Source organism: Acidobacteriota bacterium (genome assembly GCA_026393755.1).
Classification (GTDB): Bacteria; Acidobacteriota; Vicinamibacteria; order Vicinamibacterales; family JAKQTR01; genus JBAXOX01.
Map to the genome: position 1 here is coordinate 106,483 of JAPKZO010000006.1, position 13,384 is coordinate 119,866.

The 13,384-nt window shown below is 65.6% G+C and carries 13 protein-coding genes; all 13 read left to right on the top strand.

Translation table 11 applies throughout. The annotated features are described in order from the left end of the window. The 13 genes from NTV05_02810 to NTV05_02870 all read left to right on the top strand — a co-directional run bounded on the left by NTV05_02810 (position 1) and on the right by NTV05_02870 (position 13,294). Positions 1-249, top strand: coding sequence for a hypothetical protein (locus tag NTV05_02810; protein ID MCX6543326.1), 249 nt, complete (start codon positions 1-3; stop codon positions 247-249). Positions 250-289: 40 nt separating this feature from the next. Beyond that, a complete protein-coding gene (locus tag NTV05_02815; GenBank protein ID MCX6543327.1) occupies positions 290-1,951 on the top strand; it encodes an NAD(P)-binding protein in 1,662 nt (553 codons plus the stop codon). 37 nt (positions 1,952-1,988) lie between these two features. Next, on the top strand, positions 1,989-2,306 hold the full coding sequence (locus tag NTV05_02820) for a TusE/DsrC/DsvC family sulfur relay protein (protein MCX6543328.1): 318 nt from the start codon (positions 1,989-1,991) through the stop codon (positions 2,304-2,306). Positions 2,307-2,358: 52 nt separating this feature from the next. After that, entirely contained in the window at positions 2,359-2,910 is a 552-nt protein-coding gene (locus NTV05_02825) for an RsbRD N-terminal domain-containing protein (GenBank protein MCX6543329.1), read from the top strand. Continuing rightward, positions 2,907-3,944, top strand: coding sequence for a sulfate reduction electron transfer complex DsrMKJOP subunit DsrM (gene dsrM, locus NTV05_02830; GenBank protein MCX6543330.1), 1,038 nt, complete (start codon positions 2,907-2,909; stop codon positions 3,942-3,944). Before NTV05_02825 ends, dsrM begins: the two co-directional genes overlap by 4 nt. 4 nt (positions 3,945-3,948) lie before the next feature. Then, on the top strand, positions 3,949-5,571 hold the full coding sequence (locus NTV05_02835) for a (Fe-S)-binding protein (protein MCX6543331.1): 1,623 nt from the start codon (positions 3,949-3,951) through the stop codon (positions 5,569-5,571). Beyond that, positions 5,564-5,959 (top strand): sulfate reduction electron transfer complex DsrMKJOP subunit DsrJ, encoded by a 396-nt coding sequence (gene dsrJ / locus NTV05_02840; GenBank protein ID MCX6543332.1) that lies wholly within the window; start codon positions 5,564-5,566, stop codon positions 5,957-5,959. Before NTV05_02835 ends, dsrJ begins: the two co-directional genes overlap by 8 nt. Continuing rightward, positions 5,956-6,723 (top strand): 4Fe-4S dicluster domain-containing protein, encoded by a 768-nt coding sequence (locus NTV05_02845; protein ID MCX6543333.1) that lies wholly within the window; start codon positions 5,956-5,958, stop codon positions 6,721-6,723. Before dsrJ ends, NTV05_02845 begins: the two co-directional genes overlap by 4 nt. 15 nt (positions 6,724-6,738) lie before the next feature. Beyond that, complete coding sequence (nrfD, locus tag NTV05_02850; protein MCX6543334.1) at positions 6,739-7,899, top strand: polysulfide reductase NrfD; 1,161 nt, start codon at positions 6,739-6,741, stop codon at positions 7,897-7,899. Continuing rightward, a complete protein-coding gene (locus NTV05_02855; protein ID MCX6543335.1) occupies positions 7,896-9,347 on the top strand; it encodes a cobyrinate a,c-diamide synthase in 1,452 nt (483 codons plus the stop codon). Before nrfD ends, NTV05_02855 begins: the two co-directional genes overlap by 4 nt. 119 nt (positions 9,348-9,466) lie before the next feature. Beyond that, entirely contained in the window at positions 9,467-10,732 is a 1,266-nt protein-coding gene (sat, locus tag NTV05_02860; GenBank protein MCX6543336.1) for a sulfate adenylyltransferase, read from the top strand. 16 nt (positions 10,733-10,748) lie between these two features. Continuing rightward, positions 10,749-11,684, top strand: coding sequence for a respiratory nitrate reductase subunit gamma (locus NTV05_02865; protein ID MCX6543337.1), 936 nt, complete (start codon positions 10,749-10,751; stop codon positions 11,682-11,684). Beyond that, positions 11,681-13,294 carry a (Fe-S)-binding protein gene (locus tag NTV05_02870; GenBank protein MCX6543338.1) on the top strand — a complete coding sequence of 538 codons (1,614 nt, stop codon included), beginning with the start codon at positions 11,681-11,683 and terminating at the stop codon, positions 13,292-13,294. Before NTV05_02865 ends, NTV05_02870 begins: the two co-directional genes overlap by 4 nt. Positions 13,295-13,384 lie beyond the last annotated feature (90 nt).

Below are 13,384 nucleotides of genomic sequence, written 5' to 3' on the forward strand. Positions count from 1 at the left end.
ATGTCAGTCACGGTCGACGCACTGGCCGAGGACATGTACCAAATGGTCGTCGAGACGTACGGCAAGAAGAACCTCAAGGCCGGCGATCTGACGAAGGCCATGATCGTCAAACACGGCGAGGCCAACTGCACCAAAGACGACTGCAAGCTCGCCATCCGGCTGTTGATGGAGTCGAGCCGTTGCGTGTACAGCTACTTCGGCGGCAGCTTTGTCACGCTGCCGCACAAGGAAGGCGCCGCACCAGAGTAGGCGCCGATTATCCGAGTCCCCGGCGGAAGAGAGCGGACATATGGGCTTGTTCAAGGACGTCAAGAAGCCGGTCATCAGGACGGGCGGACAGGCAGGCGGCGAAATCAGCCCGCTGCGCCCGCGCTACATCCCGAAGGCGCCGCCGTGCGTCGGTACCTGTCCCGGCGGCACCGACATCCGCGGCTGGCTCACCACCATCGCGCAGGCGGAAGCGTACGGGCGGACCCCAGAGCAGGCGTACGAACTGGCTTGGGGAATCATCGCGGAGCGCAACCCCTTCCCGGCCGCCTGCGGCCGTGTGTGTCCTCACCCGTGTGAGGAGGCCTGCAACCGGAGCGTCAAGGAAGGCGCCGTCGCCATCAACGCTCTCGAGCGGTTTGTCGGAGACTTCGGCATCGCACACGGGCTCACGCTCAAGCGGTTGTCTGATGCGCCGCATGATGAAGCCGTGGCGGTGGTGGGGGCTGGACCCGCCGGGCTGTCGTGCGCCTACCAGCTCGCGCGTCGCGGGTATCGGGTGACCGTCTACGAGGCCTTCTCGAAACCCGGAGGGATGCTTCGGTACGGCATCCCCCGGTACCGCCTGCCGGCCGCGGTGCTCGATGCCGAGATCCAGCGGATTCTCGATCTGGGTGTCACGCTCCGGTGCAATACCGCCGTCGGTCGCGACGTCACGCTCGACGATCTGCGCCGCGACTACAAGGCGGTGTTCGTCGGGATCGGTGCCCACAAGGGTCTGACGCTTGGCATTCCGGGCGAAGACGCGTCCAACGTCTTCACCGGGACCGAGTTTCTGAATCACGTCAACTCCGGCGAGTCCGTCGAGATTGGCGACAATGTCATCGTGATCGGTGGCGGCGATACCGCCATCGACGCGGCGCGCGTCAGCCACAGGCTGGGTGCACACGTGACCGTGCTCTACCGCCGGACACGGGACGAGATGCCGGCCATCAAGCCGGAAATCGAAGGCGCTCTCGAAGAGGGCGTCGCCATCGAGTATCTGGCTGCGCCGGTCGAGATTCTGAGGCAGAACGGCCGCGCGGTGGGCATGCGGTGCATCCGCATGGACCTTGGCGAGCCCGACAAGTCCGGCCGGCCGCGGCCGGTGCCGCGCGCAGGATCCGAGTTTGACGTGCCGGCGACGGCGATCATCGCCGCGATCAGCCAGGAGCCCGACTTCGGCCCGCTGCCCGAACTGCACGAAGGCCGGAACTGGGTCAAGGCAGACACCTGGGGCGCCACGCCGCTGCCTGACGTCTTCTCGGGCGGCGACGACATCGGTCTCGGGCTGGTCTCGATCGCGATTGGCCAGGGGAGGTTTGCGGCCGAGGCGATTGACGCCCGCCTCAGAGGTCAGGTGCCGGAGCGGCCTGTCGGCGGTCCCCCCATCACCACCGAACGGATGAAGCCAGGGTGGTACAAGCCCGCGGACCGGCACGAGCGAGAACATCTCTCCGTCGAGCAACGGGGTCTCGATACCGAAATCGAGCAGAGCCTTTCCGCAGAGGCGGCGCTCGATGAAGCCAAGCGATGCATGTCGTGCGGCATGTGCATGGACTGCGAGACCTGCTGGATGTACTGCACCAACAGCGGGTTTGTGAAGTTGCCGAAGGGCGAGCACTACCGGATCAAGCTCGAGGTGTGCAACGGCTGCAAGAAGTGCGCAGAAGAGTGCCCCTGCGGCTACATCGACATGGTGTAGTGCTGTCACCGTCAGTCGATTACCGAAAGGAACGACCGTGCCGACCATTCAGCTGAACAACAACGATTACCTCGTAGACGAAGACGGGTTCCTCGAGAATCCCGAAGTCTGGAGCGAACGGGTGGCGCTCGACTTTGCGACCACCGAAGGGGTAGCGGAACTGACCGAGGCCCACTGGAAGGTCATCAACTACCTCCGGAACTACTACGTCCAGTTCGGGATCGCGCCGATGATCCGGAAGCTCTGCAAGGAGACCGGGTTCAAGCTCAACGAGATCTACGCGCTGTTCCCATCGGGTCCGGCCAAGGGCGCGTGCAAACTGGCGGGTCTCCCGAAACCGACCGGGTGCGTGTAGGGGACACGGCTGCACCACGGCCGTCTGTATGAGCGCCGACACGAGGAGTGTCATGGCCCCAGAACCCGTCTTGACGAATGTGTGCCGCGTGTTCGCCCAGGAGTGGCTGGCGTGCACGCTCCGGACGTATCCCGCGCACACAAACGGCATGTTTCGCGAGGCGGGGGGTCCCTTCCGCAACCCGGTCGGTTCTACGCTGCGTGCGGCGCTGACCGGGCTCACCGACGAACTGTTCGGCGACTTCGACCGGGAACGCGCGACGGCGCTGGTCGACGTGGTGGTGCGGCTTCGCGCGGTCCAGGACTTCCCGCCGGCCGGAGTGACGGGGTTTGTGGCCTTCGCGAGGCAGGCGGCCCGGGTGGCCGAGACGGGGTCGCCCGGGATCCCGCCGGGGTTGCTCGACCTGGTCCAGCGGCGTGTCACCGAGCTGTGTGACGTTGCTGATGTCTGCCTGGCAAAATGCCGGGGCGATCTTCGCGCAATTGGCGAGCGGGCGGCGCGCCGGCGGGTCTTCGTCCCGGAACGGCTTCAGGCGCGGGCGGCGGCGCGCGCGGCCGCCTGCGGACCGACCGGCCCGTTCGTGTCGCGAGTCGAGACGCCATGAATGCTTTATCGTCGCTCATCGTCGTCTTCATCCTGGCCGCCGTCGCGTGGGTGGGCGGGGAAGTTGTGTCCCTGCATCCCGCGTTCGGCATCGTTGTGCCCGCGCTGGCCGGTGTGGTGTTCGTCGTGGGATTCGCCGTCCGCGTCGTGGGGTGGGCCCGTGTCCCGGTGCCCTTCCGCATCCCGACCACGTGCGGCCAGCAGCGGTCCCTGAGTTGGATCAAGAGCGGCTGGCTGGAGAGCCCGTGGACGCGGACCGGTGTCGTGGCCCGGATGGCGCTCGAGGTGCTCCTGTTCCGTTCGCTGTTTCGCGGCACCGTGGCCGCGATCACGACCGAACCGGTCAGCGATGGACACGGGTCTCAGGACCCCGCGCCCGGGCCTGCCCGCCTGGTGTTCGGCGAACAGAAGTGGCTCTGGCTCGCCGCACTCGCGTTCCACTGGTCGTTCCTGTTCGTCGTCTTGCGGCACCTGCGGTTTTTCGTGGAGCCCACGCCGGGGTGGGTGGGCGTGCTGGGGGCCATCGACGGGTTCTTCCAGGTCGGGGCACCGGCCGTCTACCTGACCGACGTGGTGTTGCTGGCGGCACTGGCGTACCTGCTGATACGGAGGCTGACCGATGCGCAGGTCCGCTTCATCTCGCTCTTCCAGGACTACTTCGCCCTGTACCTGCTGGTCGGGCTCGTGACGACCGGCGTCCTGATGCGCTACTTCGTGCGACCTGACATCATCGCGATCAAGCAGCTGACCCTGGGGCTGGTGACGCTGGCCCCCGCCGTGCCGACAGGGGTCAGTCCACTCTTCTTCGTGCACCTGTTTCTGCTGAGCGTCCTGGTCGCCTACTTCCCGTTCAGCAAGCTCGTACACATGGCGGGCGTCTTCCTGAGCCCGACCAGGAACCTCGCCAACACGAATCGGATGCGGCGGCACGTGAACCCGTGGAACTACCCCGTGAAGGTCCACACGTACGAAGAATGGGAAGACGAGTTCCGCGACAAGATGAAGGCGGCGGGACTTCCCGTCGAGAAGGTATAGCCTCATGGCCGATCAGACGCCGGGGCCGGACGCGCTCGCCAAGGTCGATTTCCGTCCGAAAGGGAAGACGTGGCTGGAGCCCCATCCCGAGTTTCGAAAGGGGACGTACTGCTACAGCGCCGCCCCGAAGAACCTGACGTATCTCGGCCTGCCGAACCCGCGCGAGTGGCAGCCGTTCAATGATGACTGGAAGCTGCCGCCGGACTGGAAGACGATCATCCTCGACGGCATGAGGGAGCGGCTCGACCGCTACCGGTCGTTCCGGCTGTTCATGGACATCTGCGTGCGGTGCGGGGCGTGCGCGGACAAGTGCCATTTCTACCTGGGGTCGGGCGACCCCAAGAACATGCCGGTGCTGAGAGCCGAGCTGATCCGGTCGGTGTACCGGCGGTACTTCACGCCGGCGGGCCGGATCTTCGGCGCGGTCGTCGGCGCGCGCGACCTCACCGAGGACGTGCTGAAGGAGTGGTTCTACTACTTCTACCAGTGCACGGAATGCCGGCGATGCTCGGTGTTCTGCCCGTACGGGATCGACACCGCCGAGATCACGATGATCGGGCGAGAACTGCTGACGCTGGTGGGTTGCAACATCAACTGGGTCATCGAGCCGGTGGCCAACTGTTTCCGGACCGGCAACCACCTGGGGATCCAGCCTCACGGCTTCAAGGACAGCATCGACTTCGCCGTCGATGAGCTCGAGGAGATCACCGGGATCCGGGTCGAGGCACCGATCAACCGCAAGGGCGCCGACGTGCTTTTTGTGATGCCGTCGGCCGACTACTTCGGCACGCCGCACTACTACACGCTGCTCGGCTACCTGATGCTCTTCCACGAGATCGGGCTCGACTATACGTTGAGCGCCTACGCGTCGGAAGGCGGCAACTTCGGCCTGTTCACCTCCCACGAGATGATCAAACGGCTCAACGCCAAGGTGTATGCGGAGGCCAGGCGGCTGGGCGTCAAGTGGATCATCGGCGGCGAGTGCGGCCACATGTGGCGGGTGCTGCACCAGTACATGGACACGATGAACGGGCCGGCGGACTTCCTCCAGGTGCCCGTCTCGCCGATCACGGGTACGCGGTTCGAGCACGCGGCCTCGACCAGGATGGTGCACATCTGTGAGTTCACGGCCGACCTCATCCGGCACGGCCGTCTGAATCTCGATCCGTCCCGCAACGACCACTGGAACGTGACGTTCCACGACTCGTGCAATCCGTCGCGGGCCATGGGCCTGCTCGAGGAGCCGCGGTACATCATCCGGAACGTCTGCAAGGCTTTCCACGAGATGCCCGAAGACACGATTCGCGAGAAGACGTTTTGCTGCGGGAGCGGGTCGGGGCTGGGCACCGACGAGAACCTCGAGATGCGGCTGCGCGGCGGGTTCCCCCGTGCCAACGCCGTGCGGCACGTCCGCGACAAGCACGGGGTCAACTTGCTGGCCTGCATCTGCGCCATCGACAAGGCGACGCTGCCGCCGCTGCTCGAGTACTGGGCTCCGGGTGTGGACGTCGCCGGTGTGCACGAACTGCTCGGTAACGCGCTGGTCATGAGAGGCGAGCGCGAACGGACGACCGACCTGCGCGGCGAGCCTCTGACGGCCCGGGAGGAGGCATCCGCCCATGCGTGACCGTGCCGTGATTATTGTGGCGCTGGCGTGCTTTCTGGTCGTGTTGAGCACGCCCGTGTGGTACGCGCGGGCGGCCGGGGTGACGGCGAAGGCACCCGAACTGAAGCGGCCTGCGACGGAAAAGGCCTGTGTCATGCCGGTGGCGTACATGCGCGCGTCGCACATGGACCTCCTCATGACGTGGCGTGACGACGTCGTGCGCCGAAACGCGCGCACCTGGGTGTCGCCCGACGGGAAGACCTTCACGAAGAGCCTGACGGGGACCTGCCTTCGCTGTCACGCGAACAAGGCGGAGTTCTGCGACCGGTGCCACGCGTACTCGAACGTGACCCCGTACTGCTGGGATTGCCACGTCGACCCAGCCTTGATTCAGAGGAGCGGGCCATGAGCATCAGCAGGCGTGGCTTCCTCGGAGCCGCCGCGGGCCTCTCCGCGCTCGCGCTGGCGGGCAGGTCGGCGCTCGAGACCCAACCACGCGAACCGGAGCCCGGTGGTGGTACCCCCGCCGCGGGCACGCGCTGGGCGCTGGTAATCGATCCGCGCAAGTGCCTCGAGGCCGGCGACTGCACGAAGTGCGTAGACGTCTGCCACACGGTGCACAACGTGCCGGCGATCGCCGAGCCGGCCCACTCGGTGAAGTGGATCTGGAAGGAGCCGTTCGAACGCACGTTCCCCTCGCTGCAGACCGACTATCCGCCCGACGACCTGCGCGACAAGCCGGTGATGGTGCTGTGCAACCACTGCGACAATCCGCCCTGTGTCCGTGTGTGCCCCACGCAGGCCACCTGGAGGCGGGACGACGGCATCGTGATGATGGATTGGCACCGCTGCATCGGGTGCCGCTACTGCATGGCGGCCTGTCCGTACGGGTCGCGCAGCTTCAACTGGAAAGACCCGCGGCCGTCGCTGGTGCAGACTACTCCCGATTTCCCGACACGCTCGAAGGGAGTTGTCGAGAAGTGCACGCTGTGCGAAGAGCGACTCGCCAAGGGTCAGCCGCTGGCCTGCGTGGCGGCGTGCCCGGCCAAAGCCCTGGTGTTCGGCAACCTGGCCGATCCCGCCTCGGAGGTCAGATCGCTGCTTCGATCCCGATTCACGATCCGGCGGAAGCCCGAATTGGGTACCCGCCCCGCGATCTACTACATCGTGTGAGGGGCGCCCATGTTCATGTTTGAGAAGGCGGTCACCGGGGGTCGGCGCTACTGGGCGTGGGTCAGCGGCCTGCTCGTTGTGATGGGTCTCGCGCTGCTGGCCTACCTGCGCCAGTTGGACGTCGGGTTGGCGGTCACGGGGCTCAGCCGCGACGTGACTTGGGGCCTCTACATCGCGCAGTTCACGTTCTTTGTTGGCGTGGCCGCCTCGGCCGTGATGGTCGTCCTGCCGTACTACCTGCACGACTACAAGGCGTTCGGCCGAATCACGATCCTCGGCGAGTTCCTCGCGATCTCCGCCGTAACGATGTGCATGCTGTTCATCTTCGTCGACATGGGACAGCCCAGGCGGGTGCTGAACGTGATGCTGTACCCGACGCCCCACTCGATGATGTTCTGGGACATGCTGTCGCTTGGCGGCTATCTGGCATTGAATGCCGTCATCGCGCTGGTCACGCTCGGCGCAGAGCGCAAGCGCGTGGCTCCACCACGCTGGATCAAGCCCGTCATCATCGTCTCGATCCCGTGGGCCGTCAGCATCCACACCGTCACGGCGTTTCTGTACAACGGCCTGCCGGGTCGGTCGTTCTGGCTGACAGCGATTCTGGCCCCGCGATTCCTGGCCTCGGCGTTCGCCGCCGGGCCGGCGTTGCTGATCCTGCTGTGTTTGATCATGAGGAAGTTGACGTGGTTCGATGCCGGACGCGAGCCGGTGCGGAAGCTTGCCGTCATCGTCACCTACGCGATGCTTCTGAACGTGTTCTTCATCGCGCTCGAGTTGTTCACTGCCCTCTACAGTCAGATTCCGGAGCACGTCGAGCATTTCGAGTACCTCTTCCTCGGACTGGGCGGTCAGGCGCCGCTCGTGCCGTGGATGTGGACCTCGTCTGTGCTCGCGGTGGCGTCGCTCATCCTGCTGCTGGTGCCGTCGTTGCGACGGCGGGAGCCGGTGCTCGCCGTCATCTGCGTGATGGTCTTTTCCTCGCTCTGGATCGACAAGGGTCTGGGTCTGATCGTCGGAGGGTTCGTGCCGTCGCCGTTCGGCGCCGTGACGCGGTACGCGCCGACGCTGACCGAGGTGCTCATCGTCCTGGGCATCTGGGCCCTGGGATGCCTGATGGTGACCGTGTTCTACAAGATCACCCTGGCCGTGCGTGAGGAGGTGGCCGCATCGTGACGTCCGGAGGGCTTGGATTCGTGTCATCGCCGCCGCGGCTGGTTGTGGCCGGCCTGGGCGGGGACTCGGGCAAGACGCTCGTGTCGCTGGCGCTGCTGCGGATGGCGCGCGGCTTCGGGCTCGACACCCGCGCGTTCAAGAAGGGCCCCGACTACATCGATGCCGCCTGGCTCACGTGGGCAGCCGGCCGGCCGGCACGCAACCTCGATACGTTTCTCATGGGCGTTGTACGGGCCCGCCAGAGCTTTGCGCGGCACGCGGCCGGTGCCGGCCTGGTCGTCATCGAGGGCAACCGGGGACTCTACGACGGTGTGGACGCGGAAGGCACGCACAGCACCGCGGAACTCGCGAAGGCACTCGACGCGCCGGTCCTGCTGGTGGTGAACGCCAGGAAGGTGACGCGGACCATTGCAGCCAGCGTGCTCGGATGTCAGGCTTTCGACCCGGATGTGCGTATCGAAGGAGTCGTGCTGAATCAGGTCAATGGTGTCCGGCACGAACGAATCGTTCGCGACGCCGTCGAATCGCGGTGCGGCGTGCCGGTGGTTGGTGTGGTGCCACGGCTCTCGGATGGCGTTCTGCTTCACAGTCGGCATCTCGGTCTGGTGCCTCCGCCAGAGCATGGAGACCTGACCGAGCTTGGGCAGCGGCTGGTGGATCAGATCGGCTCGCGGCTGGACCTGACGGCCATCTTCGATCTGGCCCGGCGTGCTCCTCGTGTCGGCTGGACGCCGGAGCCGGCAGCCCATTCGGGACAGGGAAGGGGCCTTCGGATTGGCTACGTGCGGGATTCCGCCTTTTCGTTCTACTATCCCGAGAACCTCGAATGCCTTGAAGCCGCCGGCGCCACGCTCGTGCCTGTTTCGAGCCTGACGGCCGCCGTGTTGCCCGCCGGGTTGCACGCCCTCTACATCGGTGGCGGGTTTCCAGAAACGCACGCGGCGACCATCGCGGCGAACCGCGGTTTTCTTGACGACCTGCGACAGCAGGCACAATCGGGTCTGCCTATCTACGCGGAGTGCGGCGGTCTGATGCTGCTCGCCCAGACGCTCCGCCAGACCAGCGGAGTCAGCCGTATGGCCGGGGTGCTGCCGTGTGACGTCGAGTTATGCACGGCGCCGCAAGGACACGGCTACGCGGAGCTGGTGGTGGAAAACCCCAACCCCTTCTTTCCCGTGGGGCTGCCCCTGCGCGGGCACGAGTTTCACTATTCGCGGATCGTGCCCGAGCCCACGCCCGTCCCGACCGTCTGCGCGGTGCGACGAGGGGCCGGCTGCGTCGCGGGCCGCGACGGCGTGGTCGTCCACAACGTCTGGGCCTCGTACACGCACCTGCACGCCCTGTCGACGCCCGAATGGACGTTGGGGTTGCTGGGCGCTGCCCGGGCTCGCGCGACGTCGGCGCCGGAGACAGGATCTGGACCGGGCCCGGCGCAAAGGCTCGGCTGATCATCGGCGCCCGGGATGCTCGACCCGGTAGGCCGGAACATGGACACGAGCAGGACCGTCGGCGTCCGCCTGCGACCGCAGAAGGGACGCGCGGCGGTACATCATCACGAGGTGCACTCATGAGCAAGCTGGTACCGCCGCATGGCAGTTCGAAACTGAAACCCCTGCTTCTCGAAGGCAAGGCCAGGGACGAGGAGATGAAGAAAGCGAAGGGCCTCAAGAAGGTCCCGATGACGTCGCGCGAGACCGGCGACCTCATCATGATGGGCATCGGGGCCTTCACCCCGCTTGACGGGTTCATGGGCAAGGACGATTGGCAGGGGAGCTGTGACAGCTTCAGCCTGCCCAGCCGCAAGGGGTTGTTCTGGCCCATCCCGATCACGCTGTCGGCCACGCCTGCGCTTGCCGGTTCGCTGGCGATTGGCGAGGAAGTCGCGCTGTGGGACGTCGAGACCGACGAACTCATGGGCACGATGAAGATCGAGGAGAAGTACGGGATCGACAAGGCCCATGAGTGCAAGCAGGTCTTCCACACCAACGACACCGCCCACCCCGGTGTGCAGAAGGTGATGGAGCAGGCGGACGTCAACCTCGCCGGCCCCGTCAAGGTGCTGTCCGAGTCCTTCTTCCCGACGATGTTCGCAGGGATCTACCAGCGGCCGGCCGAGGCGCGCAGCATGTTCGAGGCGCGCGAGTGGAGTACCGTCGCTGCGCTGCAGCTCCGGAACCCGATGCACGGGTCGCACGCGTATCTCGCGTGGGTCGCCATCGAGGTGTGTGACGGCGTCTACATCCATCAACTGATCGGCAAACTGAAGCCGGGCGACATCCCGGCCGACGTGCGAGTCAAGGCCATTGATGCGCTGGTGAACAAGTACTTCCGCAAGGAGCGCGTCATCCAGGGCGGCTACCCGATGGAGATGCGGTATGCCGGTCCGCGGGAGGCTCTGCTGCACGCCGTGTTCCGTCAGAACTTCGGCTGCTCGCATCTGATTGTCGGTCGCGACCACGCGGGCGTGGGCGACTACTACGGGCCGTTCGACGCCCAGAAGATCTTCACCGAGATCCCGCCGGACGCGCTCGTGCTGCGGCCCCTCAACATGGACTGGACCTTCTACTGCTACGAGTGCGGGTCGATGGCGTCGATGAAGACCTGCCCGCATTCGAGCAAAGCCGTGATCGACGACGAAGGCAACTACAAGGGCGGCGCGCGCCTGCTGCTGTCCGGCACGCTGCTTCGCAAACTGATGAGCGAGGGCAAACCGGTGCCGGCGGAGTTCTCGAAGCCCGAGGTCATCGCCGTGCTGAACGAGTACTACAACAACCTCGAGCACAAGGTCGAGATCAAGCTTCACGGCGCCGCCACCGGCGATGTGAAGAAGTAGTCGCGAGGGAACCGCCATGACCACGCTGTTGTATGCCATGTTGTGCCTGTCGGCGGTCGTGTGTGTGGCCGCCACGGTGGTCCGCGCGGTTGGATACGCGCGGGCCCCCATGCACCTGCGGTGGGAACTGTACCCGGTTCCCCACGAGGCGTCCGACCGCGCGGCGCATGGCGGTTCGTACTTCGAGGACTCGAACTGGTGGACCAAGCCTCCCCATTTCAATCTGCGGGGAGAGCTGACGGCCATGTTCACCGAGATGCTGTTCCTGAAGGCACTTCGGGAATTCAATCTCCGGCTGTGGTGGCGGTCCTTCCCCTTCCATGTCGGACTCTACCTCCTGATCACCACCGTCGCGCTCCTCCTGGGGACGGCGGTGGCGACGGTGTTCGTTCCGGCGTGGATGACCGGCTGGCTCGGGCGGGTGGTGTACCAGGTGTGCCGGGCGACAGGCGTCGGTGGCCTGGTTCTGGCCATGGTCGGTGCGGCCGGCCTCGTGCACCGTCGGCTGACCGACAGCGACCTTCGGATGTACTCCACGCCTGGCGACATCTTCAATCTGGTCGCGTTCCTCGTGGCGCTGGGCGTGGTGGCGGCCGGCTACGCTTTCCGGCCCGCGGGGTCGCCTGGCGCGCTCGGGATCGTGATCGGGCTTCTGACCTGGGACACAACCATCCGCGTGCCCGGGCTGCTCGCCGCTGGCCTGCTGCTGTCAGCGCTGCTCGCCGCCTATGTCCCGTTCACCCACATGTCACACTTCGTCGGCAAGTACTTCACGTATCACGCCGTGCGCTGGGACGACCGCGTGAACCGCCGCGGCGGGACGATCGAGCGGACGCTGGCCGAGTACCTGACCTACCGGCCGACGTGGAGTGCGCCCCACGTGACGGCGGACGGCTCGCGGAGCTGGGCCGACATCGCCACGACCAACCCGACGAAGGGGACGAAACGATGAGCCGCAAGACCCGGATTGACCTGTCCGACATGTCGCGTCGCGACGGCGAGCCCATCGGCCACGTGGACCTCCAGGACCTGATGCCGCTGCCTGCGCCGCTCGACGATCCGGCGCGGGAACGGCCGTGGACTCCGCTGAACCCGCAGGCGCGCGCGCGCTACGAGTGCATTCTCGACGACACGTGTGCGGTGAGCGTTCCCAAACCGGCCACGAAAGAGGAAGAGACGGAACTGGTCCGGCAGTTCCTGTCCGGCCTGGACAAGCTGTTCACTCGCGAGAACAACTGGACGTTCCTGCAGCCGCTCCTGCTGAGCATGGAGCACTGCGCCAGGTGTCAGACCTGCGCCGACGCCTGCCACATCTACGAAGCCAGCGGCCGCAACGAGATCTACCGGCCGACGTACCGGTCGGAAATCATGCGCCGGCTGTACTTCAAGTGCGTCAAGCATGGCGGCATGATCTCGGCGTGGCAGCACGGCGACGTCGACGTGAACTGGCCGATGGTGGCCCGCCTCATCGAGTTGGCGTACCGATGCAATCTGTGCCGACGCTGCGCCCAGACCTGCCCGATCGGCGTCGACAACGGATTGATCGCCCACGAACTGCGGAAGCTGTTCAGCCAGGAGATGGGGATCGCGGCCAAGGAGATCCACGACACCGGCTCGATGCTCCAGCTGAAGGTCGGGTCGTCGACGGGGATGTCGGCCGAGGTCGTGAAGGACAACATCCAGTTCATCGATGAAGAGACGTCCGAGCGGACCGGCATCACCGTCGAGACGCCGTGGGATGTGGAAGGTGCCGAAGTGCTCCTGATCCACAACGCGGGCGAGATCCTGGCCTGGCCGGAGAACCCCGGCGCCTTCGCCCTGATCCTGAACGCCGCCGGGATCTCGTGGACCCTGTCGTCGGAACTGGCTGGATACGACTCGATCAACTACGGCCTGTGGTACGACGACGCGCAGTTCGCGCGCGTGGCCATCAAGCACGCCGAGGCCGCGAAGAAGCTGAAGGTCGGGAAGATCGTCCTCGGGGAATGCGGCCACGCCCACAAAGCGCTGTCGGTCATTGCGGATCGCGTTCTGACCGGCGAGCTCAATATCCCGCGCGAAAGTTCCATGACGCTGCTCCGAGACATCGTGGCCAGCGGTCGTCTGAAGCTCGATCCGTCGCGCAACGATTTTCCCGTGACCCTGCACGACCCGTGCAACATGGTACGGCTGATGGGAGTCGTCGAGCCCCAGCGCGAAATCATTCGGGCGATCTGTCCCAAGTTCCGCGAGATGGAGCCGCACGGCGTCGACAACTACTGCTGCGGGGGGGGCAGTGGATTCGCGATCATGAGCGGCCACAACTTCCCGGACTGGCGCTTCCACGTGTCGGGGCGCAAGAAACTCGAACAGGTGCTCAACGCGTTCGGCGACTGTCTCGACCCATCCATTCCGAAGTACCTGTGCGCCCCCTGCTCCAATTGCAAGGGTCAGTTCAGGGACATGCTCGCCTACTACGATCTCTGGGAGAAGAACCGGATCCTGTATGGCGGGCTGGTCGAGCTCATCGTCAATGCGATGAGCGAGGTCAAACCCGGCTTCATCGAGTGGGAGTGGCACTAATCGCCCCGGTCCAACCAAGAAAGTCCTATGGATCGTTCACGTTCTCGAGTCGTCACGCTGGCGCTGGCAGCCGCCTGCATGCTGGTCGCA